12 protein-coding genes and 2 riboswitches are annotated in these 23,979 nt (G+C 48.6%); of the genes, 6 read left to right on the top strand and 6 right to left on the bottom strand.

Features of this window, described 5'->3' with window-relative positions; translation table 11 throughout:
- Positions 1 to 63: 63 nt before the first annotated feature.
- Both FXO21_RS25780 and FXO21_RS25775 read right to left on the bottom strand, forming a co-directional pair.
- The gene (locus FXO21_RS25780) at positions 64 to 1,578 is read right to left on the bottom strand and encodes an ArnT family glycosyltransferase (protein ID WP_149642785.1); all 1,515 of its coding nucleotides are present in this window, start codon (positions 1,576 to 1,578) and stop codon (positions 64 to 66) included.
- A 53-nt stretch (positions 1,579 to 1,631) separates the two neighbouring features.
- Positions 1,632 to 2,816, bottom strand: coding sequence for a CehA/McbA family metallohydrolase domain-containing protein (locus FXO21_RS25775; RefSeq protein WP_149642784.1), 1,185 nt, complete (start codon positions 2,814 to 2,816; stop codon positions 1,632 to 1,634).
- 203 nt (positions 2,817 to 3,019) lie between these two features.
- Between FXO21_RS25775 and katG the strand changes: the two genes are divergently transcribed.
- The gene (gene katG / locus FXO21_RS25770) at positions 3,020 to 5,290 is read left to right on the top strand and encodes a catalase/peroxidase HPI (protein ID WP_149642783.1); all 2,271 of its coding nucleotides are present in this window, start codon (positions 3,020 to 3,022) and stop codon (positions 5,288 to 5,290) included.
- Positions 5,291 to 5,391: 101 nt separating this feature from the next.
- Here katG and FXO21_RS25765 read toward each other — a convergent pair whose 3' ends face one another.
- Together FXO21_RS25765 and FXO21_RS25760 are read right to left on the bottom strand one after the other, a co-directional pair.
- Positions 5,392 to 6,813 carry an RNA polymerase sigma factor gene (locus FXO21_RS25765; RefSeq protein ID WP_149642782.1) on the bottom strand — a complete coding sequence of 474 codons (1,422 nt, stop codon included), beginning with the start codon at positions 6,811 to 6,813 and terminating at the stop codon, positions 5,392 to 5,394.
- Between the two features lie 41 nt (positions 6,814 to 6,854).
- A complete protein-coding gene (locus FXO21_RS25760; RefSeq protein WP_149642781.1) occupies positions 6,855 to 8,939 on the bottom strand; it encodes a tetratricopeptide repeat-containing sensor histidine kinase in 2,085 nt (694 codons plus the stop codon).
- Between the two features lie 310 nt (positions 8,940 to 9,249).
- Between FXO21_RS25760 and FXO21_RS25755 the strand changes: the two genes are divergently transcribed.
- Both FXO21_RS25755 and FXO21_RS25750 read left to right on the top strand, forming a co-directional pair.
- Positions 9,250 to 10,581: an amidohydrolase gene (locus FXO21_RS25755; RefSeq protein WP_149642780.1), complete on the top strand. Its 1,332-nt coding sequence runs from the start codon at positions 9,250 to 9,252 to the stop codon at positions 10,579 to 10,581.
- 116 nt (positions 10,582 to 10,697) lie between these two features.
- Positions 10,698 to 11,957, top strand: a complete 1,260-nt coding sequence (locus FXO21_RS25750; RefSeq protein ID WP_149642779.1) for an Hsp70 family protein — start codon at positions 10,698 to 10,700, stop codon at positions 11,955 to 11,957.
- A gap of 45 nt (positions 11,958 to 12,002) precedes the next feature.
- On the opposite strand, the gene FXO21_RS25745 is transcribed toward FXO21_RS25750, so the two are convergent.
- Together FXO21_RS25745 and FXO21_RS25740 are read right to left on the bottom strand one after the other, a co-directional pair.
- A complete protein-coding gene (locus tag FXO21_RS25745) occupies positions 12,003 to 14,183 on the bottom strand; it encodes a TonB-dependent receptor plug domain-containing protein (protein WP_149642778.1) in 2,181 nt (726 codons plus the stop codon).
- A complete protein-coding gene (locus FXO21_RS25740; RefSeq protein ID WP_149642777.1) occupies positions 14,167 to 14,796 on the bottom strand; it encodes a cytochrome c biogenesis protein CcdA in 630 nt (209 codons plus the stop codon). Before FXO21_RS25740 ends, FXO21_RS25745 begins: the two co-directional genes overlap by 17 nt.
- Positions 14,797 to 14,929: 133 nt before the next feature.
- Positions 14,930 to 15,291: riboswitch (cobalamin riboswitch) on the bottom strand.
- Between the two features lie 75 nt (positions 15,292 to 15,366).
- Positions 15,367 to 15,672, top strand: a riboswitch (cobalamin riboswitch).
- Between the two features lie 163 nt (positions 15,673 to 15,835).
- Between FXO21_RS25740 and FXO21_RS25735 the strand changes: the two genes are divergently transcribed.
- From FXO21_RS25735 to cobN, 3 genes are all read left to right on the top strand, one after another.
- Positions 15,836 to 18,022 (top strand): TonB-dependent receptor, encoded by a 2,187-nt coding sequence (locus FXO21_RS25735; protein WP_225865868.1) that lies wholly within the window; start codon positions 15,836 to 15,838, stop codon positions 18,020 to 18,022.
- A gap of 115 nt (positions 18,023 to 18,137) precedes the next feature.
- Positions 18,138 to 19,466 carry a cobyrinate a,c-diamide synthase gene (locus FXO21_RS25730; RefSeq protein WP_149642775.1) on the top strand — a complete coding sequence of 443 codons (1,329 nt, stop codon included), beginning with the start codon at positions 18,138 to 18,140 and terminating at the stop codon, positions 19,464 to 19,466.
- A gap of 220 nt (positions 19,467 to 19,686) precedes the next feature.
- Positions 19,687 to 23,970: a cobaltochelatase subunit CobN gene (gene cobN, locus FXO21_RS25725; RefSeq protein WP_149642774.1), complete on the top strand. Its 4,284-nt coding sequence runs from the start codon at positions 19,687 to 19,689 to the stop codon at positions 23,968 to 23,970.
- The last annotated feature ends 9 nt before the right edge of the window (positions 23,971 to 23,979 follow it).

Genomic DNA, 23,979 nt, shown 5'->3' with positions numbered 1-23,979 from the left:
AAAATCATAACAACTAATTAACATAGGGTGCGGAAAAGGCAAACTCACCCGCGTATTTTGAAGCTAAAATGGCCGGGACGCATTTTTTAGTCTGTAAACGTACCAGCGCCGGGCGATCTTTCCGCTGCGCCGCTGCGTGACCGTGCCTGACTTTTCAATGCGGCGGAAATGATCCTGGAAAATGGTTTGGGGATCGGTAAAATCGTTGGAAGGGGTAATATAGTATGCGTCACTTCCGGCGGGGCAATTTGCTGACATTCCGTTCATCCACTGAAACTTATGAAGGTCATGCACCTTACCCACCGCACGAACCCGCATTTTCATCGGGTATGCAGCGTAATAGTAAATATGTGCGCCGGGAAACCATTTATACACCACCACCGGCGCCGCTGCCGACATATTACGATCAGCAATATCGCGATCCCGCAAAATCTCAAAACCGGCTTGAAGATCCTCCCAGTGATACATATCCAGGGTAGCGTCGTTTTTACCGGTATGCGGGGCACTTTTATCCGACAATGCACCCGGAAAATACAGGATTACCAGCGTGCCGGCCACGAAGACAACTAATATTAGGGCGACTGATGCTTTCGTGAGGTTGATATAACGCGGTTGTTCAGAGACAGAATGGCTTATATAAATTGCCGAAAGCAACATAATTGCCAGATACCCGGGGCCGCTCCAGTGCGGCAGCGTTGGCCGGAAAAGCGATACCATTGCAGTTGCCAGAATAATCGGGCAGCCGATCCCGAGTAGCAGCAGAATGTTGTCACTCCGGATATTGCGCCACTGTTTGATGATGCCGGTAACGCTCATGACTGCGATAAAAATCAGGACGGGATTGAAATATAAAACCTGCCCGATCACATTTGCGAGAAATGATTTCAGTTGAATGCCCTGGTTCATTTCAACGCGCTCGCTGTGGAATTGCCAGGAAATAAAGTCGTTACTTAAATTCCAGAATAGAATAGGAGAGGAAATCAGGACAGTAAGCCCGCAAGCGAGGAAGAGTACTGGATTTTTCAGCCAGCTCCGTTTCCTTAAAACAATAAAACCGAAAAGCCCGGCCCACAAAAACATACCATGCACTTTGCACATCACGGCCAGGCCCGTACAAATCCCGAATAACAGCAGGTTTAAGTTCAGATTTTTCGTCGATTGGGTATTGATCGCATTCAATGCGGCCTGTGTGGCGAGCAGCCAAAAAGTGAGCTGTACTGAGTCAGGGAGAATAAAAGTCCCTGATATGATACTGGTGTAAATGCAGGCATTGTAAAAAATGGCAGCGAGCAGGCCGGCAGCTTTATCCGCCAGCATGCGCCCACAGCGGGCTATCAACATGGTATTGACTGCCGCGCCGACTATGGCGGGCATTCTCAGCGCAATCTCATCCGTCCAGCGGAGATTGAAGGTAAAGAGCCTGATAAAAATGCCGACCAGCGGCGGATGGTCGAAATGGTTCCAGTCGGGCTGAACAGCGTAAGTGAAGTAATAGACTTCATCATTCCCCAGGCTCGTGAGCGAGGCGACGGCAAGTCGTAGCGCACTGAAACCGAGAATAACAAAAGCAATGTACATCGGGTACCGGATTGAACCGTTCCGTGTATCTGGCAATCGGGTGGAGGCGGCTGTCACTTGATTGCCAGGCGTCCGGTTCCGAATCCTTGCAGCCCGTTCCCGCCGGAAAGTCTCCACACGATGCCCAGCCAAAAGCAAATAGCCAAAATACCCGAAAACCGGAACAGCAGGGTCTCGCCAGGGTTGACATATGGCCTCACTGCACGGTAACCCGATCGCGGCGTAAAGAAGACAGGGTTAAGATAAATGCCGGTACCATTGGAAAAGTGAAATTCGGCCCTCGCATAATGGTCGTCCCGGCGAAACAGGAATGCAATACGGTCTGTTTCACGGGCTGTTTTTATTGTCCTGCCATTTTGTCCGTAAATACTCACTTTTTGGGCTGTATCGCTGACTTTAATGAACACAGAATCCTTTTCAACTTTCACATAAAGCAGGTAAGGCACAGAGTCGATAGGCTGGGTTTCGCCCATCGCAACTCCATAGCTGCGGCCCGCCCGCAAGGCTTCCAGCACACCGGATCCAGTCTTGGCCGGGTTGTTTACGAACGTGCACATTTTGCCCAGCCTGTTCCCGGAAATTACATCGTGCGTATCATCATTTCCTACCACAAACACTTTTCTGCCAGCCGAAAGTGCCGCATCCCATTCCTGTGTAGAAGTCGCTGCCGGGCTCAGCACTTCCATGCAATCGTAGTTGCCCAGCTGGGCCAGGTCGTTTTTTGTGTATCCGTTTCTGATAGCGGGATGGTTCAGTACAGTTACTGTTTTCCATTCGTAAAGTTTGTCAAGCACATGCTGTTTATTGTGGACGGTTTGCGGCAGAAGGTAGTCCAGCCACTGCACATTTGAGCTGCCTAACACCAGCTGATGGGTTTTGGTAGTATTATAACCGTGTTCATAAACAGGCAGATAAGTTCGTTCTTCTTCGTTGGTTGTATCGATATGATGGTAATTTGATACGCAATGCACCCCATATTTCAGCGAGTCGTAAGCCGAGTGGATGTCGCTGGCGCTGCCTTTTCCATTGGTTACCCCGTTCCAGGCGCGGGCATGTGCGTGAAAGTTGCATTTGACCCAATCCTGCTGGCTGACAGAATCGTATGGATTGTAAACAACCGGTCCTTCGAAAGGCTCAGGATCAGGGAACTGGTAGCGTGCGCAAAGCAGGTATTGTGAAATCAGCAGCCAGAAAATCCAGGTGCAGCATAGAATTCCGATGGTAGGCAGAGGTTTCATAGCGGTAAATATCCGTTCCTGCTATTACCTCATTGTTAGCTGAATGTGATTTTTTCCGGCCATTCGTGGCTAGATAAGTAATAGACCAAACCTATCCTTCCATAGAATTAATCGATTGTGATTATAATTTTCAATCTTATATCTTGCCGACCTGCTCAGTAAGAAATACAGTTTATTATTAGTTAAATCATGAACTCATAACAATGGAAAACGAATCAGGCGACATCAGTAAATGCCCGTTCCACAATGGAACAATGCAAAGTAATGTAGGGGGCAGCGGCACCAGGAACCGTGACTGGTGGCCCAATCAGTTGAAACTCAATATTCTGCGCCAGCATTCGTCTAAAACCAATCCGATGGGAGAGGATTTTGACTATGCGGAAGCATTCAAAAGTCTGGATTTGGCAGCCGTAAAAGCCGATCTACATGTGCTTATGACGGATTCGCAGGACTGGTGGCCTGCCGATTTCGGACATTATGGTCCGCTTTTCATTCGTATGGCCTGGCATAGCGCTGGTACCTACCGCGTATTCGATGGCCGTGGAGGCGCAGGCTCAGGCCAGCAGCGTTTTGCCCCGCTCAACAGCTGGCCCGACAATGTCAGCCTTGACAAGGCGCGCCGCTTGCTTTGGCCGATCAAACAAAAATATAGCAATAAAATCTCCTGGGCCGATTTGCTGATCCTCACAGGAAACGTTGCGCTGGAATCGATGGGCTTTAAAACATTCGGTTTCGCAGGCGGCCGCGCCGACGTCTGGGAGCCTGACGAGGACGTATACTGGGGTGCAGAAACAACCTGGCTCGGTAATGACAAACGCTATCCAAAAGGCGTAGCCGGAGTTGAAGGAAACGGCGTCGTATCTTCCGATGAAGATCCGGGTGAAGGAATCCATACACGCAACCTGGAAAAACCACTTGCAGCTGCACATATGGGCTTGATTTATGTAAATCCCGAAGGCCCGGACGGAAACCCGGATCCGATCGCTGCCGCAAGGGATATCCGCGATACGTTCGGCCGCATGGCTATGGATGACGAGGAGACCGTCGCACTCATTGCAGGCGGACATAGCTTTGGTAAAACCCACGGCGCAGCCCCTTCCGACCACGTAGGCAAAGAACCCGAAGCCGCGGATGTGGAACTGCAGGGACTGGGCTGGAGTAATAGTTACGGATCAGGTAAGGGGGCCGATACCATTACGAGCGGATTGGAAGTGATCTGGACTACAACACCTACACAATGGAGCAACAATTTCTTCGAGAACCTGTTTGCATTTGAATGGGAGCTAACTAAAAGTCCAGCCGGTGCGCACCAGTGGGTTGCGAAAAATGCAGGAAACATCATTCCCGACGCGTATGACAGTTCCAAAAAACATGCGCCGACCATGCTTACCACCGATCTGGCCCTGAAATTTGATCCTGCCTATGAGAAAATATCCCGTCGCTTTCTGGAAAACCCCGACGCATTTGCAGATGCATTTGCACGGGCCTGGTTCAAGCTGACCCACCGGGATATGGGGCCGAGAGAACGTTATCTGGGCCCGGAAGTACCGGAGGAAGTGCTGATCTGGCAAGATCCTATTCCTGGGGTGGACCATGCATTGATAGACGAAAACGACATTGCTGCACTGAAATCCAATATCCTGGCTTCCGGATTGAGCGTGTCAGAACTGGTGACGACGGCATGGGCTTCGGCTTCTACCTTCCGCGGCTCCGACAAGCGTGGAGGCGCCAATGGTGCACGTATTCGCCTGGCTCCCCAGAAAGACTGGAAAGTAAACAATCCTTCACAGCTGCAAAAGGTATTGCGGACGCTGGAAAGCATTCAGGGTGAATTCAATAGCACGCAGCCGACCGGAAAGAAAGTTTCCCTGGCTGACCTGATCGTACTGGCAGGTTGTGCAGGTGTGGAAAAGGCGGCTCAGGAGGCGGGACAATTTGTTGCCGTTCCTTTCACGCCTGGCCGGATGGATGCATCGCAGGAGCAAACCGACGTTGAATCAATGGGTTATCTGGAACCTGCTGCCGACGGTTTCCGCAATTACAAAGGCAGATTCGCAGCTTCCACCGAAGAAATGCTTATCGATAAGGCTCAGCTACTTACACTGACTGCGCCGGAACTGACCGTTTTGGTTGGAGGTTTGCGGGCTTTGAATGCCAACTTCGACGGCTCTAAAAACGGCGTGTTTACTTCACGTCCGGGCCAGCTTACCAACGATTTCTTCGTTCACCTGCTGGATATGAACACCGCCTGGAACGCAATGGGAGAGGACCGGGAGATCTACCTGGGGACCGACCGTGCGACCGGCCAGCCGAAGTGGACTGCAACCCGTGCAGACCTTGTGTTTGGCTCTCATGCAGAACTACGGGCGATCGCAGAAGTGTACGCAAGCTCGGATTCAAAGGAGAAATTTGTCACCGACTTCGTAACGGCATGGAATAAAGTAATGAATCTGGACAGGTTCGACCTGGCTTGAATGTCAATTTTTTAATGTATGCAAAAATGGCGTCTCCACGAATTTGGGACGCCATTTTTTATAAAACGGAAATTTCAGGCAGAAAAAAGTAAATCAACCGCTTAATCAGCCAGCGCGATTTCCACAACTCCGCCTTTTCCTTTGTCACCATATTTCCGGATTCCGTCGGCTTCACGCAACTCCCGAAAATGATATTTGTTTTCTGCAAGTTTCACTGTTTCGTTCAGTTCTACCGGTTTGCCGTCGATAACCAGATAGCCAAACTGACTGATAAAGGAAAACCTCCCGCTACCGGTAAATTTCTGTGTGTTGAAATCAACTTTTACATTTTTTCCCAATAAAAACAATTCATTATTTTTCTCCGACCAGTGTATTTCCGACGCATAGAATGTGCCGGACAGGGGCCTGCCTTTTCGATTGGCCGCAGACTTTACAATTTCCTGTTCAGCCGGCTTGACATTCCGCGTCTCCGTAATGTCCTGGGCCTTAAACCGGACCGGTAATTCCGGTATTAATCTGGCAGAGTCAAGCGTCAGGCCTGCCAGCATAAGTCCTCCCAAAGTGCTCAGATTTTTCATTTCTTCTAAATTTTTAGGTTTTTCAGATATGATGGGATTTTCAGGAATGGTGGCAGCCGAGGTATCGGGAAATAACGCTTTTTGATTTGCCTTCTGTTTTACATTAACCTGGGTCAGATTGATTGCGGATGAGTCTTTTTCAAATAGGATTGGTGCAGCATGCTCTTGGTTATTGGTATTTAATGAAAATATTGAAATACCGGCTAATAGACCAGCGGTTGCTATTCCCAGAGCCCCGGTCTTTAAATAGGTGCTTTTCTGAATAAAAAGAGGTTGGTATTTTGGGATAGCTGCGCCATTCAGGTCGACTTGATGAAATAAATGTTCAGCCCGCGGTGGAATGGAAAACTGCCCTAAAATGTCGGTAAATAGCTGGTCTATATGCCAGATCCGGTGCGGGAAAATAATAAAAAGGAATGCTCTCTTTCGCTCCTTATTATTCGTTAAAAGCAGATGAAGAAGCACCCGGATTTTTTTTCTTGCTCTCGCTAAATGCGATTTGGAAGTGCCTTCGCTGATGCCAAGCTGCGCTGCAATCTGGGCGTGCGTAAAATTATCGATGACATATAAATTAAATACAAGTCTGTGGTGCTCAGGTAGCTGGCCGATTACTGATAATAATTCCTGCTCCGAAAATGCATTCAGATCGTTATCCGGGCTCTCTTCGTGATGGTGATCGTAAATCGCCGGATAGGCATTTTGTCCGAGCTTTTCCTGTTGTTTTTGGGCTCGTAAATATTGCAAAGCCACATTCACGACGATCTGTCTGAGCCAGGCTTCGAACGGTCCCCTGTTCTCAAAGCTCGAAACCTTGTCGATGGCGATTACAAATGCGTCGTGTGCCAGGTCTTCGGCGGTTTGCCGGTCCTGGGTATACCGACAGCAAATGCCTATCATTTTTCCGATGTTTCGCCGGTAGGTGGCTTCCCAAAAACTGTCTGACATGTTATCCGGATTGAAATGTGCATTTCAATGATGCAGATTTTTCAAATGGTTGCAGTTGCCGGCAGTTCAACGAAAAAAGCGGTGCCGAGGCCGCTTTCCGATTCGAACCAGATCTTTCCTTCGTGTCCTTCAACAATTTGCCTGCAAATAGAAAGGCCTATCCCGAAAGATTGCTCGCCTGCGGTGCCGGACCGTCTGGCTTCGTTGGACGGCAGGAAAATCTGACTTTTCAGCTCGTCCGGGATCCCTATGCCGTGATCTCTCACCGTCAGCAGGACCATATCGCCCTGTTTCTGTAAATGAATAAGTATCGTGCTTTCGCGGGGCGAAAATTTGATGGCATTGCTGAGCAGGTTGCAGAACACCCGCCATATTTTTTCCCTGTCAACAGGTGCCGTCACTTCCTCATATTGAAATTCAAGCTTTTGCTGTTTCTCACCTGCCTTATGACTCAGCATATCCACGCACGATTGTACGATCTCTTGCAGGGCGGCGTCACTTTTCGAGATTTTTTCACGATCGGAGCTCGACTGCAGTATCTGGCCGATGAGGTTATTCGCCATTTCGCCGGAATGCTGCATAGCGGTGACTATTTCAAGCTGTTCGCTGGTCGGGATCTGGTCCCAGAATACCATATGTGATGCCGATATCATTGCTGCAATCGGGCTTCGCAGGTCGTGCGCGACGATTTTCAAAACGTTCTCGTTCTCGGCCTCCGCCTGTTCCAGTGCATTCACGGTATCCTGCAAAACGATATTGCTTTGGGTAATTGCTTTGTTCAATTCCGTGACGGCGCGCAAATTCGCCGCACTTTTTTTGGCACTGCGCCAGATCAGGTAAATAATGACGCACAGTGTGATTGAGATCAATATCGAAAACCGCAATATCAGTTCTTTCTGTGCATCCTTTGCGACGGTAAGCTCCGTTTCGTGGGCCCGCTGAACTTGTTGAAGCAGTGCGCCGACGTCACTTTTATTCTCTCCGTTTTTTTTCATTTTACTAACCTCATCTGCTTTGAGGCTGGTGATCAGCAATCCGCCCGCTTCTCTGAACTTTTCCTGACCGAATAAAATGTAAGCTTCCAGCTTTTGGTACATACTAGCCGTGGCCGTATTGTTTGAAGCGGCGGGCAGGGTTTTCAGGATATTCAGTTGTTCTTCTGCCTTGTCATATTGTTTGGTATCTATGTAAATCCTGGTCAGTATCAGGCGTGATTGCTGCTCTACTTCTACCGACCAGTCTATTTCCGGGTCGTGCTGAAGACATTTTTTCAAAAGCCTTTCCGCGATCTTTACTTCCCCTTTCAATGCATATGCTTCTGCCTGATTCTGGAGAATGACAAGCCGGGCAAACTTTATGAAATTCTTCTCGCGCGGAAATTTTGACTCATTTTTGTCAATGAAATCCATAGCCTGCTGGAAATAAGTCGATGCAATGTCCGGCTTGTTCAATTGCACGTAGGCCATTCCAATATTCCGGATGCTGCCCTGTACTTCGATAAACTCCAGCTGAAAATTGTCTGCCTTAGGACATTCCGCAAGTTCTTTCAGCTCTTGTTCCCAGTAAGCGATAGCACGATGGTAATTTTCTTCTTTATAGGAAATGTTTGCAATCCTGCTGCTGTACCTCGCACATTCGCATATTTCACCCAGGGCGGTCAAAAATGATTTACCATGGTAATAGTTCCTGTATGCCTTGTAATACTCTTTTTGTTTAAAAAGATCGTCTCCTTTCAATAGCAACGCTTTGGAATAATCGGTTGGGTACAATTCCCGCACACGGACCGAGGAAAACAGCAGCAGAAGACTATCTGTATAATTCAGTGCATCTTGTTGCAAAGTAGAGTCGCGGTGGCTCAGCACTTTCATGAACTTATAATACTGCACGCGTTCATTGAAGCTTTTCTCTTCCTTTGTGCCCATTAAAGAATCAAGGAGCATGATTGATTTTTTGATCCCGATCTTCCTTGAATTTCGGTCCAGGCTGTCGATCCACACTTCCAGCTCTTTTTCCTGTTCGTTCCCAGGCGAGTTCTGACATCCCGAAAAACTCCATAACAGGGACAGGGACAATAGGGTTATCTGAAGAATTTTTGCTTGTGCGAGCGAAAAGAAGTCTTTCTTCATTGGTAAGTGCTGTGAACTGTGCCTGTGGCGGTTATGTCAGAGAAAGTGAGAGAAAATGGGTTAGCGGGCGTTATCAAGCGTTTTTCAATATGGTTTCCAGGGAAATAGAACGGATATTTGATCGGTGGATGCTAACACAAAGCAGCTTTTATGAAAATTTACTAAAATACGCACGTAGCTAAATGGCTACATGGCGTTGTGTAATTTATTGGTAAAAGTGCTTTGATTTCCGAAGTTAATTCTAAACACTGTTCAATTGTACAGGAGACTGCCAGTTTACCTGAAATTTAATATTATCCGATAAATAATTATGGAGCCACAACATATTTCCCGAAACCATTTTATCAAATCTGCATCCGTGCTGCTGGCTGGCGGCAGCGGCATTTTGAACGTGCCGGAAAATGTATCGCGTGAACGGACCTTACCTGCTCAGAACAAGAGATCTTATACACTGAAAAATGTAAGGCTGGAAACCGGATTTGAATATGATCCGGAAGGTGAAGTGACCGGCACGAGGACGGATCTTTTTTGTATTGAGGTGCATGAAGGGAAAATCAAAGGTATTCTGGCAAATAAACCTGCTGCGGACGCCATTGATGCAAAAGGACTCCTGATGCTGCCGCCGTTCCGTGATATGCATATTCATTTGGACAAAACTTTTTACGGGCTTCCCTGGAAAGCCAAGTCTGCAAAGAACAGGACGGTAAAAGATATGATCGCTTATGAGCAGCAAATCATTCCCGAACTGCTGAAGACTTCCGTTCCCAGAACTGAAAAACTGATCGAACTTCTGCAATCGTACGGCACCAATTATGCCAGGTCTCACGTCAATATCGAGCCTACATCCGGATTGAATTCTTTGAAAAACCTGCAAAAGGCGCTGGAAAATAAAAAAGATTCCTTCCAGGCAGAACTTGTTGCCTTTCCGCAGCACGGTATCTATTACACCAAGTCCGAGGGCCTGATGAAGGATGCCGCCCAAATGGATATTGATTTTATAGGGGGACTTGACCCTACCAGCATTGACGGCGGTATTGAAAAACACATGGATTTTATCATACAACTGGCACTCGACAACAACAAAGGGATTGATATTCACCTCCATGAAGGCGGGGAATCGGGTATGAAAACGATTCAGTATTTGATTGATAAGGTGAATGAAAGTCCCGTTCTGAAAGGCAGGACGTTTGTCAGTCACAGCTTCGCACTGGCTAATCTCGACAAAGGCAAAACGGAGGAGGTTGCGCAGCAGCTGGCCAATGCCAAAATCGGTATTGCTTCCACGATTCCTTTTGGAGGAACGATTATGCCGATCCCGGTTTTATATAAACACGGCGTAGATGTGGTGACTGGAAATGATTGTATCGTAGACTGGTGGAGCACTTTCGGGAGCGGAAGCATTCTTCAGAAAGCAAATCTGGCCGCGCAATTGTATGGTTACAGAACAGAATTTGACCTTTCAAGAATATTGAAACTGGCTACTCACAATGTACTGCCGCTGGACGATAAGGGGAGCCGGAGCTGGCCGAAAGCAGGAGATCCGGCAGATATGGTATTAATCGAGGCAAGTTGCTCGGCAGAGGCAGTGTCGAGAGTATCACCGGTTAAGTCGCTGATTCACCGGGGAAATATCGTTTTCTAGTTCAGGTGCATGCTTTATTTGGCCCACCCATTCGTTTTTTTAACTGATGAAGTTCGATTGGTAATTTGGTTTGCCGGGCAAATAATCAGAAATTGCGCGCCCAATTTTCCAATTCAATGACAAACCCTCTTTTTTGCGGCATTGATTTCGGTACTTCCAATTCCAGTCTGGCGGTAGCGGATCGTGACGACGTGTTTCTTATCCCGGTTGAAAACGACCATGTAACTATTCCCAGTGCCATGTTCTTCGCGCGGAAGGACAATCACGCCTCGTTCGGCCGGGAGGCAACGGAGCGTTTCCTGGACCGCCAGCCCGGCAGGTTGATGCGAAGCCTGAAACGTGTTCTCGGCACTCCTGCGATGCGGCAGGGGACGATGGTCAACGGCGAACTGATGAAATTTGACCAGATTATTGCGGCATTCCTTGACCAGATGAAACGCAAAGCCGAGGCCGATTGCGGGAAGGAACTTCGCCACGTCGTAATGGGGCGTCCGGTTCATTTCGTAGACAATGATCCCGCCGCCGACGAGCGGGCGGAAAACGAGTTAAAGGCCATTGCGAAAGGGCTTGGTTTCGATCATGTCGGTTTTCAATACGAGCCTATTGCCGCCGCATTTGCCCACGAAGCCAGACTTTCCGGTGAGAAACTGGCGATAGTGGTGGATCTGGGCGGCGGAACTTCGGACTTCACGATTATCCGGCTTTCAAAGGAAAATGCCAGAAAGCACGATAGAAACAGCGATATCCTGGCAAATACCGGCGTGCGCCTCGGTGGAAATGATTTTGACAAAGATCTGAGCCTGGCCGAAATGATGCCGGAACTAGGTTTTCGGACGAGATACGGCGCCAAAAACCTCGAAGTGCCGTCTTACCATTATTTCGATTTGTCGGAATGGAGCAAGGTGAATTTCTTATATACAAACCGGATTTTGTTCCAGGCCAAGCAGTTGCTGCGCGAAACGCATGATCCGGTTCGCTACGGCAGGCTGATCAATGTGCTTGAACAGGAAACAGGACATGCGGTGCTGGCAGAAACGGAAAAGATCAAGATCGGTCTGGCGAGCAGGGAGAACTTCGAGGCCGAACTACCTTTTATTGATCAGGATCTGCGTATCGATGTGGCCAGAGAAGATTTTAACACAGCCATTATTTCAAAAACAGAGAAAATCGTAAATGCAGCAGAAGAATGTTTGCAGGTGGCCGGCATTGCGCCCGAAGCGATCGGACTGGTAATTATGACCGGCGGCTCTACCGAAATTCCCCTGATCCAGGAGCAGTTCAGGAAGCTATTTCCAGCCGCCAACTGGTCGGAGGAAAACAAGCTTTCCAGCGTCGGGCTGGGACTGGCCTACGATGCCCGCAACCGTTTTTCCTGAAACTATTTAAAGCCGGTATTTCACGCCGGCTTTGAATAGTTTTTGTCAGAACGAAAAACTGTACCGACAGGAAACTGCCCTTCCCGGCAAGTTATAGCCTCTTTTTTCATAATAATTCTCGTCAGTTGCATTAGCGATTTTCAGGGTGAGCAGGTGACTGGCTGAAATTTTGAATGCAGCTGCCAGGTCGATCATCATATAGTTTGGGTATTCGATTTCGGGATTGATCGGATCGGTATAATCGATATCTGTCCGCATGCCCACCGTCCGGGCGGATAACCGGATGCGGAGCCATTTGAGGTTGTCATATTCCAGGCCATAATTAAATGTATTTCTGGCCACATTCTGAATATTCCTCGTTGTTTCCGAAGCGTCGGACCCTATAATCAGTTCCCTCGCTTTCAGCAGGGAAGTGCCATTCCAAAATGCCCGCAAAACGTATCGGTAATCATTTAATGCGCCCAAATTATAGGATAGCTCAGTTTCCAGGCCATTGATCTGCGCGTCGGCCGCATTCACAAAAGTTGCTCTGGACACGATTACGTCGCCGTTTTGCAAAGGCTCGTTCACTGTTCTGATCGTCTTCGCGATCCGGTTATCGACCTGTGTCGCAAAATAGGTAACACTGGCCGACAAGCCTGATTTTGGTCTGCTCAAATGTATTCCTGCGTCCCAGCTGAGGCTGTTTTCGTTTTTCAGGTCCGGGTTCCCGGCTGTTACGGCGATCCTGCCTTTTGCGTCTCTTATCTCGTTATATCCGGCCACATTGTAAGCATCCGTTGTTACAAAGGCGCGGCCGACATTGGCTTTTAAAAACAAATAATGAACCGGATTATAGGTTATGCCCAGGCTTGGACTTGTAAAAGGTGTTTTTTCCTTACCTGCTTTGTAGGTAGGCAACAGGGCAGTTTCGTGTACATCAAATGTAATATGGTCGAAGCGCACGCCGGGCTGCAAAGTGATTTTACCAAAATCCAGAACTGCCTGAGCAAAAAATGCAGATGAAATGATCGCATATTCAGGCTGGGTGGGCGCTCGCTCAGTAGTATCGTTGGTCCAGCGACGACTTTTGGTGGAAGCATTCAGATAATCGTAACCTATTATCAATGAATGTTTTTGCAGTTTCCAGACGTCTTTAATCTGAATACCTTTCCAGCTGTTTTTACCGGCAGCCGAGCGGAAAGGCGCGACGGGCTTGCCGGAAACGTTCAGGGTATAATTAGAAGTATGTTCGTCTGCCCCGAACACTTTCACGCTTGCAGTATGAGCGCCTATTTCCGCAGAAAGTGCAATATCCAGCGCAGCCCGGCCAATATCCTTGGTACTCGCTTCTGTGCTGCCGGAAGAAATTTCACCGGGTGACTCGACATCTTTTGCTTGAAATGTTTCGCCACGCACATCGAGTCGCAGACGTTTGTTCAGCTGATAACCCAGCCGCAGTGCACCCGAATAGTAATGCAGCTGCGTGTAAGGCCTTTTTGCGCCATCATTAACCGTTTCGTCCACTTTTTCAATGGGCTGGGCAGTGTAATTTTTCTGGGAAGATGTGTAGTCAAATGCATTTCTAAGCCAGTTGTTGCTGCCAATCCTGTAATATTTTGATCTTTCCAAATAGGTAAATGAAAGGTCGTAATCAAGCTTTTTGGTCAGATTTCCACCGGTGTTGAGGCCAGCCTGAATCGTTTTAAAACTACCATATTCTACAAAGCCATTGCCGCTGGCTGCACCTTTGGACCGCTTGGTAATCACATTAATCACCCCGCCCATTGCCTGCGAACCATAAAGCGAGGAAGCAGGGCCTTTCAGGACTTCGATCCGCTCAACGCCATTCAGGTTGATTTGGGACAAGTTGGTCGCCCCGGCGGCGCGGCCATCGATCAGTAACAATGTTCTTTGGTTCAATCCGGAAAACTGCGGCCGGAAACCCCGGATTCCTATCCCGCTTGACAAATTCGGATATTGGATCACATCCACGGCTGCCGATTTCCGAACCATATCGGTAAGGTCCTGGGCGGGCGTCAGTCGCATATCTTCCGAGGAAATCAGGTCGATTTTTTGGGCAATGCGCTCTTTGTTTGTGTCAAAACGCGTGGCTGTAACTACGATGGGATCGAGCAGGTTCGCATTCGAACTGTCTGTCGGGGTAGTTTGTGCATTGCTCTGGAAGTAGCTGATAAAGGGCAGTAAATGAACGGGTAAGCGTAAAAATTTATACAAGGGATTCATACAGAGTGATTGTTCCGATAAGGATTGAAAATGCGCCGACGGTGTAGTTGACGACTTTGAGAAATGTTTCCCGCTTGCCCGCGAAACGGTGGATGGAAGTGGCGAAAAAATAGCCGTAAGCCGACATGGAAAGAATAATTCCGACACTTTGCAAAATGATGATCCAGACCGCCGTAGACGCATCGCTTGCGGCGAGGGTCAGCGCCACGGCACATGCGCCGCCTGTTCCCGCAAGTCCGTGGACCATTCCTACCCAAAACGAGCGGCTGAATTTTTGCTGCGGGTTAGGGTAATGCAAAGTTCTGTCTTTCACAAAGTTCCGCCGGATCGCAACCACACCCAGCCAGATCATCAGCGGCCCGACGAGCAGCTCTACTTTCTCCGAAATGTCAAGGGTAAGCGTCGATCTCAGCAGCAAAACCAGCACAGCAAACAGGATGAGCGTAAAGGAATGTCCGAGCGCCCAGTGGGACGAACGCCAGATCAGTTTCCAGCGTTGGGAAGGACTTTTGGCATCCTCGCTGGCCAATACAGAAACCGCCGCCATATGATCGGGTTCAAAGGAATGCTGGACGCCAAGAAGCAGGGAATCAATGAGTAGGATGTTGACCATTCGTTTTTCGATTAATCTTGGATAAGTAAAAAACCGCTTATCTCGAAAAACTTTGGGAACAATGCAGGCGCAGGGCAGCAGCCCAAAAGAAGCCACCGCCATCGTCCTATCGCCTTTCTTCCCGAAAGCAATCCGGATAATATATCGACTGGCAGGTCTTCTGGCTCGCCCAGTTGCAACGCCTTCCCGGGGGATTGATTGAATTAGTGAGTGAGTGAATTAGTGAGTGAGTGAGTGAGTGAGTGAGTGAGTGAGTGAGTGAGTGAGTGAGGGTTTTATAAGTCTAATACAAAAACATTCACTAATTCGGTCATTCACTAATTCACTAACTCATTAATTCACTAACTCACTAATCACTAACTCAAAATTACTTCCCAGTGGCACAAAATGTTGCAACACAAAATATGAACTTACAGCAGCGGGTACTGCTCCGGATTTTCACCGGATTCCCTTTTCATCACGCAAAGCGCGTGAACCAATTGAGCCGCAAATATGGAGTTTTTTGTTTTACACTGACATGAAAATTAACTTATTCCTCTACTTTTGCAGCCTTGAAACAGTTCTTTACTTTATTTTCCAACAGGAAAAGGTTTTACTAACCACGTGAATTAATAGGGAATCGTGTGCAAATCACGAGCTGTCGCGCAACTGTAAGTAACGCAAAGAGTTTACATCAGAATGATGTCCACTGGGGAATTAATGATTGAATTAGCGAATGACTGAATGACTGAATTATAGACCGGGTCGCCACTGCGATGACCGAATATTTTTTTATCAGTCAATCATTCAGTCACTCAATCATTCAAAATTAAAAGCCCCGGGAAGGACGATGTGAATGTTACAAGTCAGGAGACCTGCCTTTTTTTGTTGACAATGCTTCCGCGAAATGAAGCTTCGTCTGGTCTGGATTTTTCCGGTTTTTGAGCCGTGATTTTCGGGTGTAGTTCGCCCGGTCTTTCCTTCTTCGTCTTCTTTCGCTTGCATTAAAAATTCTGGCAAGAGCTTTTAACTCACCTAAAATCAGGTTAAAAGTATGCAAATGCTACAAAACTGCGGTCCGCGAACTGACGGCAGGAGCAACCGGACCATTCAATTAAAAATCGGCGTCTGCACTGCGGTATTCGGCGGACTTATCGTGCTCACTTCGGCTGGTTATGCGCAGCAAAACACTGTGAAGCCTGATCCGGACAAGGACGGCGAAGCACGCGATTTGTCCGAAGTTATCATTTCGGAAGAACGGCGGAAGTCATTTTCTGCCATCAACAAAATCGACGTTCCGATACGGGATATGCCCGTTTCCACTTCGGGTGTCAGCGTCAAAACCATTGAGCAGCGCGGCGCGGATGACCTCGGTGAAGCGATGAAAAACACCACCGGTGTGCGAGCCAACAACACTTACGGCGGATTTCAGCATTTCACGATCCGCGGGTTTTCCAACTTTGTATTGCTCACGGACGGTGTCCGCGACGAGCGCCACAACATTTCCACGAGCGCGCCGAGCACGAACCTGGCCAATGTCGAAAGCATTGAAATTCTCAAAGGCCCTGCTTCGGCACTGTTCGGGCATTCTGCATTGGGAGGGATCATTAATATCGTCAGGAAAAAGCCAACTGCCGGGTTCAAAGCTGATTTTTCTACTACCTACGGAAGTTTTAACACCAAAAGGATGCGTGCCGGAGCGGGCGGGGCGATCAATGACAAGCTGCGTTACCGGGTCGATTTTGGGATGTCCGACACGGAAGGTTACCGGCATTCCGGCTCGAACACAAACAATGGGTATCTGGCATTGGAATACACTCCAACTGAAAAAGACCTGTTTTACCTGACGATAGGCGCCAATAAGGACATTTACGATACCGACACGGGCATTCCGATGCTGGAAGGAAGCAAAGTAGTACCGGGTTTGAACGTAAATACACGCTACAACGATCCGCAGGATTTTTTGAAAAACACGCGGTATGATTTTCAGCTCAAATACGTCCGCCAGATCAATTCGAAACTGAAACTCTCGAACCAGCTATCCTATTACGATGACAATATCAACTACTTTTCTGCGGAGGAGCTGACTTTGAACCCTACGCTGGATTCGATCACCAGGTCCTATCCCTTTTACTTTAATCACCTCACCAAACCGCTGCAAAACCAGCTCGAACTGACGTTTGATTTCAACACCGGAGGCATTGAGCATAAGCTGCTTGCCGGTTATTCACTGAGCTTGATGGATCGCCGGACTTATAACGGGGATGTTTTCGGGCCGGGTCAGTTTGCTACCATTCCGGTTAAGGATCCGGTCGCGAATCAGGGTTATGTCGATTTCGTGACTACCAATTACCGGGCTACGATGGAAAACGTGCACGGGATTTATGTGCAGGATTGGTTAAAGATTTCGGAGAAATTAAAAGCGTTAGCGGGGTTGCGTTATGATATTTTCAGAGGCACCTATTTCAGTGATCAGGTCAATGGCGACAGGGAAGTAACCGCGGAAGGTCCCGAGTCGAAAGTAGCGAAATCTGCATTGACTTACCGCCTTGGTCTGGTTTATCAGCCGACTGAAACTTTGTCGGTTTACGGGTCTTATGCTACTTACTTCAAGCCTTCGCGCCGGGTAGCAGCGAATGGTGAAACCTTTGAGCCCGAGGATGGTTATCAGGCTGAAATCGGCAGCCGGCTGGAAATTTCCCGCAAATGGTCGGGTAACCTGTCAATTTACTACATGCGTAAAAATAACCAGCTGGAAAGCTTGCCGGGTGGGGTTTTGAAACCGATCGGATCGGCGGAATCAAAAGGTTTGGAAGTTGAAATTCACGGAAATCCATCGCCCGGACTGGACATCAATGCAGGCTACACCCTGGCAAAGGCAAAATACCTTCCGCACGACGGCTCAGAAGTGAATCCGGCGGCGGGAAACAAAACGGCTTTCGCACCTGAAAATATGGTTAATGTGTGGCTTAATTATGAAGTTCAGCAGAGCATCCTGAAAGGATTCAGCGTTGGTGCGGGCGTTAATTATATGGATGAAACATTCACGAATAGTGCCAATATTTATGCACTTCCGGCTTATACGGTGGTTGACGCGGCAGTTGGCTACCGGGTTGGTCGCACCGCCTTGCGCTTGAACGTCAATAATTTATTCAATGAAAAATATTTCGCCAATGCCATTTTTGCCAACCAGTTTTCACCGGGCGCAACTCGGAATTTTTTGGTCAGTTTAAAGTATAACATATAGCTCTCTGAGGTGACACGGAGGTACTCGGAGTTAAGGGGAGGACCACAGAGAAAAATAATCTCCGTGCCCCTCATTCTTTCTCCGAGGCTCTCCGTGTAACACAGAAACAAGCACAATGACATTCAAAAGCTCCCATTTCCTGATCTCCGCTCCATCGAGCAACTCCGGTAAGACGACCCTTACGCTGGCCTTGTTGCGCGCGCTGAAAAATAGGGGGATGGTGGTTCAGCCATTCAAATGCGGCCCGGATTACATTGATCCGATCCATCATACCACGGCTGCGGGTCGATCAAGTATCAATCTGGACACCTTTATGTCTTCGGAAAAGCATGTGCGGGAGAGTTACGGGAAATTTAGTGCTACTGCCGACGTGTCGGTGACGGAGGGGGTGATGGGGCTTTTTGACGGAGCGGATAAAATGCAGGGCAGCAGCGCGGAGATCGCGCATTTACTGGATGTTCCTGTGATCTTGGTGGTAAATGCGAAGTCTATGGCTTACTCGGCGGCTCCTTTGTTGTTTGGTTTTAAAAATTTTGATAAAAGAATCAACATTGCCGGCGTCATTTTCAACTTCGTCAGCACCGAATCGCATTACGGGTTTTTGAAGGAAGCTTGTGCCGACGCCGGCGTTGAGCCTTTGGGTTATCTTCCTCTGAATAAGGATATAAGCATTCCTTCGCGGCATTTGGGGTTGCAAATCACTGCCGGGACAGATTACGAAGAGATTATCTCAAATCTTGCAGAGGTACTTCCCAAAACTGTAAACCTGGATCGCTTACTGGAAATCACACAGCGTGAAAAGCATAGCAGCACAAGCCGCGAACATTCAAAATCTTCGAAAAAACCCGGACAACTGAAAATCAGCATTGCGCGGGATGAAGCTTTCACTTTTTTATATCAGCAAAATATTGAAATGCTTTCCCGCTTCGGAGAGATCACCTGGTTCAGTCCGTTGCACGACAACCATTTGCCGAAAACCGATTTCCTTTATCTGCCCGGCGGCTATCCTGAGTTATTTGCTGAAAAATTAAGTGAAAACGTATCTATGCGAGCCAGTGTAGCAGCCTACTGTGATGAAAGAGGCCGGACACTCGCTGAATGCGGCGGGTTAATGTACCTGGCAAAAAGCCTTACAACGCAAAGCGGAGAAACATTCCCTATGGCGGGCGTGCTGGACTGCGCCACTTCCATGCAAAGTGCAAAAATGACACTGGGTTACCGGATCGCGAATTGGAATAATATGGAAATAAAAGGCCACGAGTTTCATTACAGCAATTTGATACAAAACGAAATGCAGCCGGAGTCAATCCGCATTACCAATGCGAAATTGATTGAAACGGAAACGAGGATTTATAGAAAGCTGAATACATATGCTTCCTACATGCATTTGTATTGGGCGGAAAGGGAGGAGTTTGTCAGGGGGCTGTTGGCCTTTGGCTATTAGCTATTAGCTGTTAGCTTTTGGCTGTTAGCTTTTGGCTGTTAGCTATTACCTGTTAGCCATTAGTTTTTAGTGATAAGGATTGAACTGCCTGATATTTAGTGGTAAAATAAGAATAATAAAGAGAGATTAGAGCTAACAAATAGCAGCAAACGGCCAACCGCCAAAAGCTAATAGCTAACGGCTAATAGCTAACAGCTAAAAGCCAAAAACCACCAACAAAATGACAACCAAACGCCAGCGAATAACACGTTCTGACGGAAAAGCGATTAACCTTGTGCAGCGACGGGGGCATTTGTCGTATTGTTACAATGCCTGCTGCTGCGGGCGGGTGGATCGGGGTTATGATGCTGTTCCCGTGGAATTGTACAAAAGTGAGTGGCTGCGCAGAAAGCTCCGCAATGTGGTGCACATGACCAAAGGCGGCTGTTTGGGCCCGTGCACGCTGGCAAATGTCGTGACATTGCTTTTCGACGGACATTCGGTTTGGTTTCATTCCATCAATAATGACTGGCAGATCATCGCCATTTTTGATTACATCGAAAGCATGGTCAAGGCGGACCGCTATCTTGTTCCGCCTGCCGACCTGGCCGAATATGTATTTCAGTTTTACACCTGGAAAGGTTCGGAAACAGCCACGATCAGCGGGCAGCCGGCCATACCGACGGAAGGAATCGTTTTCATGACCCATGCCGATACGGATTTGCTGACATTGAGCCGCGCGATGGAAACATTGCCGGATGATTTTCCTAAAACCATGGGTATCAGCCTGCTGGCTGTGAAAAGTGATGAGCAAATGGCGCAGTTGCTGGCCCGTGAACTGGCAGAAGCACAGATCATTGTGATCCGGATTCACGGCCGGCTGAGTAGTATTCCGGGTTATGGTGAGTTGGTCAGGCTGGCGAAGGAGCGGCAGCAGCACCTGATTATTGTCAGCGGAACCGGAGAGCTGAATCCCGACTTTGCAGCTGTCTCAACGGTTTCACCGGACATTTTGCAGGAAACTCTAAATTATCTGCAGGCAGGCGGGTACATCAATTTTACATCGCTATTGTGCTATTTGTCAGACCATTTGCTAATGACCGGCTTTGGCGCTGAACCTGCGTTGCAATTACCGGAACACGGCATATATCATCCGGATCTTCCTGAAAATGCAGCTATGACAGACTGGCTGAAATACAAAGATCCCGCGCTTCCGACCGTCGCGCTCACATTCTACCGCGCACATTGGATCAGCGGAAATACGCATTTTGTGGACGCGATGGTCCGTTCGCTGGAAAACGGGAATGTAAATGTACTGCCTGTTTTTACATCGTCACTGAAATCAGCCGATCCGGTTACGGGTAAGCCGCTTGCATTTCAATATTTTGTTGATGAGGGAGTTAAGGTCGATGTTTTGATCAATACGATCTCATTTGCTATGACCGATATTCAGCCCGTGGGAACGATCAGCAAGCCGGTAGCAGCACTGACAAACCTGGATGTGCCTGTTTTACAGGCGATCACCAGCGGAATGAGCCGGGGGCCGTGGGAAACGTCAGCGCGTGGACTGAACCCGCTCGATACCGCCATGAATGTGGCGATCCCGGAATTTGACGGCCGGATTATTACCGTTCCGGTTTCATTTAAAGAAAAAGGAAAGGAAACAAAAGGTTATGAGCCGCTTGAAAACAGGGTTGAAAGAGTAACGGGTCTGGCAATCCGTTTTGCGCGGTTGAGACATTTGAAAAATGCACAGAAACGCATCGCATTCATTTTTACCAACTCCAATACGAAAGCATCGCAGATTGGAAATGCAGTAGGGCTGGACGCACCGGCCTCGCTGATGAATATGCTGCACGCAATGCAGGCGGAGGGTTACCAGATCAAAAAGCTTCCCGCGACAGGCAATGAATTGATCCATACATTGATCGATCGATGTTCTTATGACCATAATTATCTGACCAACGAACAACTCGCGAATGCTGCCGGACATGTGCCGGTTCAGCAATATCAGAGGTGGTTTGATGAACTTCCTGATCAGATTAAACAAAAGATAGTGAAACAATGGGGGCCTGCGCCGGGCGAAACATTTGTCCACGACAAACAAATCGTATTGGCGGGGCTGGATCTTGGCAATGCGTTCGTGGCATTGCAGCCGCCGCGCGGATACGGCATGGATCCGGACGCCATCTATCACCAGCCCGACTTGCCTCCAACGCACCATTATTATGCGCTATATCGCTGGCTGCGTGACAGTTGGGGTGCCGATGCGATCGTACATGTGGGCAAGCACGGAACCCTGGAATGGTTGCCGGGAAAAGGTATTGGTTTGTCGGAAAACTGCTTCCCTGACGCGTTGCTGGGTGACATGCCGCTTTTCTATCCCTTTATTATCAACGACCCGGGAGAAGGTTCTCAGGCTAAAAGGCGGGCACATGCAGTGATCATCGACCATCTTACGCCGCCCATGACCTCTGCTGACAGTTATGGTGAATTGGCGCAACTGACACAATTGGTGGACGAATATTATCAGGTCGAAAGTCTGGATCCTTCCAAATTGCCGCTGCTGCAAAGGCAGATCTGGGAATTAATCCGGCAAACGAACCTCGATACCGATCTTTCCGTCATGCTCGCCCGCGATCATGGCGACCATAAGCACGATTGGGACGATGAAATGACCCCTGAGGGAGTGCCGGTAAGCCTGACCGAAATGGATGGAAAAGATATTGCGCATTTGATTGAAGACATAGACGGCTATCTGTGTGAGCTGGGGGCTGCACAGATCCGAAACGGTTTGCATACCCTGGGAGAAATGCCCACAGGCGATACATTGGCCGATATGCTGCAATCGCTCACCCGTTTGCAGAATGGACCGGTGCCTGGATTGCAGTCGGAAATCGCGGCGATATTTGACCTTGAACTAAACGATATTCTTGCCAGAAAAGGGGAGAAGCTTGGTTTAGTAAGTGCTCTTTTTGAGACCCTCGCAGGCAGGAAAATCGTAACCGGCGCTGACGCTTTGGAGGTGATCGATGCGCTGAGTAGCCACCTTTTCAGGCTTTTGGAATACTACAATTTTAGGCAGGATTCCATTGATCGGGTGCTATTTGAAACACTAAGCATTACATCGAAACATTCCGGTTTTTCTGATATAAAAGCCATTCTGGAATTTGTTTGCCATGAGTTGGTTCCCAATCTGGCGCGGACGGATGAGGAAATTACGAACCTGCTTCACGGGCTTTCAGGCGGTTATGTGCCGGCTGGCCCAAGCGGCGCTCCTACGCGTGGAATGGCGCATATACTGCCAACCGGGCGCAATTTCTATGCGGTCGATCCCCGGGTACTGCCCTCGAAGGCGGCGTGGGAAGTGGGACAGCAGCTCGCGCGGGAAGTCCTGGAAAGGCATTTGAAAGAAACTGGGCGATACCCGGAAAGCGTCGGCATCAGCATTTGGGGTACCAGCGCGATGCGCACGCATGGGGACGATGTTGCGGAGGTACTGGCTCTACTAGGCGTTCGTCCGGTTTGGCAGGCAGAAAGCAGAAGGATTACGGGCGTCGAGGTAATTGCATTGGCGGAGCTTGGCCGTCCGCGCATTGATGTTACCACGCGCATCAGCGGTTTTTTTCGTGATGCATTTCCGCATTTGATCGATTTGATGGATGAAGCGGTGCAGCTGGTCATCGCACTTGACGAACCGCTTGAAGACAATTTTATTCGAAAACACTATTTAAAAGATTTATCGGAACTCCAAAAGGACAATAATCTGGCGATTGAGGAAGCCGAGGAAAAAGCGGGTTACCGGATATTTGGCGCAGCTCCCGGCACCTACGGGGCGGGAATTTTGCCGCTGATCGATGAACGGAACTGGCATTCGGATGCGGATCTGGCCAAAGCTTATGTCAACTGGGGAGGATATGCCTACTCGAAAAATGCGCAGGGCGTGGATGCCAGAAGTGAGTTCAGGCAGCGGCTTGCGGGTGTGGAAGTGGCGCTGCACAACCAGGATAACCGCGAACACGACATTTTTGACAGTGACGATTACCTGCAATTTCACGGGGGCATGATCGCCACGATCCGCAATCTGACGGGCCAGCAGCCAAGGCATTATTTCGGCGATTCCCAAAATCCGGCGCAGCCTGTCGTGCGCGATTTGAAAGAAGAAACATTACGAGTTTTCAGGTCGCGGGTTATTAATCCGAAATGGATCGAAAGCATTAAGAAGCACGGCTATAAAGGCGGATTGGAACTTACGGCGACGGTCGATTATATTTTTGGCTACGATGCGACGGCGAATGTGGTAGACGACTGGATGTACGAAAAATTGGCGCAAACCTACGCGCTGGACCCGCAAATGCAGCAGTTTTTTGAAGAAAGCAACCCCTGGGCGCTCAACGCGATTGCTGAAAGATTGCTTGAAGCAGTACAGCGGGGCATGTGGGAATCGCCTTCCGGGGTGGCTCTGGAAGGTTTGAAAGATTTGTATCTCAAAAGTGAGGCGTTACTGGAAGTGCGGGCTGAATAATATCTTAAT

The sequence above is a fragment of the Dyadobacter sp. UC 10 genome, assembly GCF_008369915.1.
Taxonomy (GTDB): Bacteria; Bacteroidota; Bacteroidia; order Cytophagales; family Spirosomataceae; genus Dyadobacter.
Note: the sequence above shows the minus strand (reverse complement) of the source record. Positions and strands in the feature narration are given on the sequence as shown.

What these genes read in the sequence shown, in the direction of transcription:
- FXO21_RS25780 (WP_149642785.1), bottom strand. Translation starts at nt 1,578, where the DNA reads ATGTACATTGCTTTTGTTATTCTCGGTTTCAGTGCGCTACGACTTGCC.
- FXO21_RS25775 (WP_149642784.1), bottom strand. Translation starts at nt 2,816, where the DNA reads ATGAAACCTCTGCCTACCATCGGAATTCTATGCTGCACCTGGATTTTC.
- katG (WP_149642783.1), top strand. Translation starts at nt 3,020, where the DNA reads ATGGAAAACGAATCAGGCGACATCAGTAAATGCCCGTTCCACAATGGA.
- FXO21_RS25765 (WP_149642782.1), bottom strand. Translation starts at nt 6,813, where the DNA reads ATGTCAGACAGTTTTTGGGAAGCCACCTACCGGCGAAACATCGGAAAA.
- FXO21_RS25760 (WP_149642781.1), bottom strand. Translation starts at nt 8,939, where the DNA reads ATGAAGAAAGACTTCTTTTCGCTCGCACAAGCAAAAATTCTTCAGATA.
- FXO21_RS25755 (WP_149642780.1), top strand. Translation starts at nt 9,250, where the DNA reads ATGGAGCCACAACATATTTCCCGAAACCATTTTATCAAATCTGCATCC.
- FXO21_RS25750 (WP_149642779.1), top strand. Translation starts at nt 10,698, where the DNA reads ATGACAAACCCTCTTTTTTGCGGCATTGATTTCGGTACTTCCAATTCC.
- FXO21_RS25745 (WP_149642778.1), bottom strand. Translation starts at nt 14,183, where the DNA reads ATGAATCCCTTGTATAAATTTTTACGCTTACCCGTTCATTTACTGCCC.
- FXO21_RS25740 (WP_149642777.1), bottom strand. Translation starts at nt 14,796, where the DNA reads ATGGTCAACATCCTACTCATTGATTCCCTGCTTCTTGGCGTCCAGCAT.
- FXO21_RS25735 (WP_225865868.1), top strand. Translation starts at nt 15,836, where the DNA reads ATGCTACAAAACTGCGGTCCGCGAACTGACGGCAGGAGCAACCGGACC.
- FXO21_RS25730 (WP_149642775.1), top strand. Translation starts at nt 18,138, where the DNA reads ATGACATTCAAAAGCTCCCATTTCCTGATCTCCGCTCCATCGAGCAAC.
- cobN (WP_149642774.1), top strand. Translation starts at nt 19,687, where the DNA reads ATGACAACCAAACGCCAGCGAATAACACGTTCTGACGGAAAAGCGATT.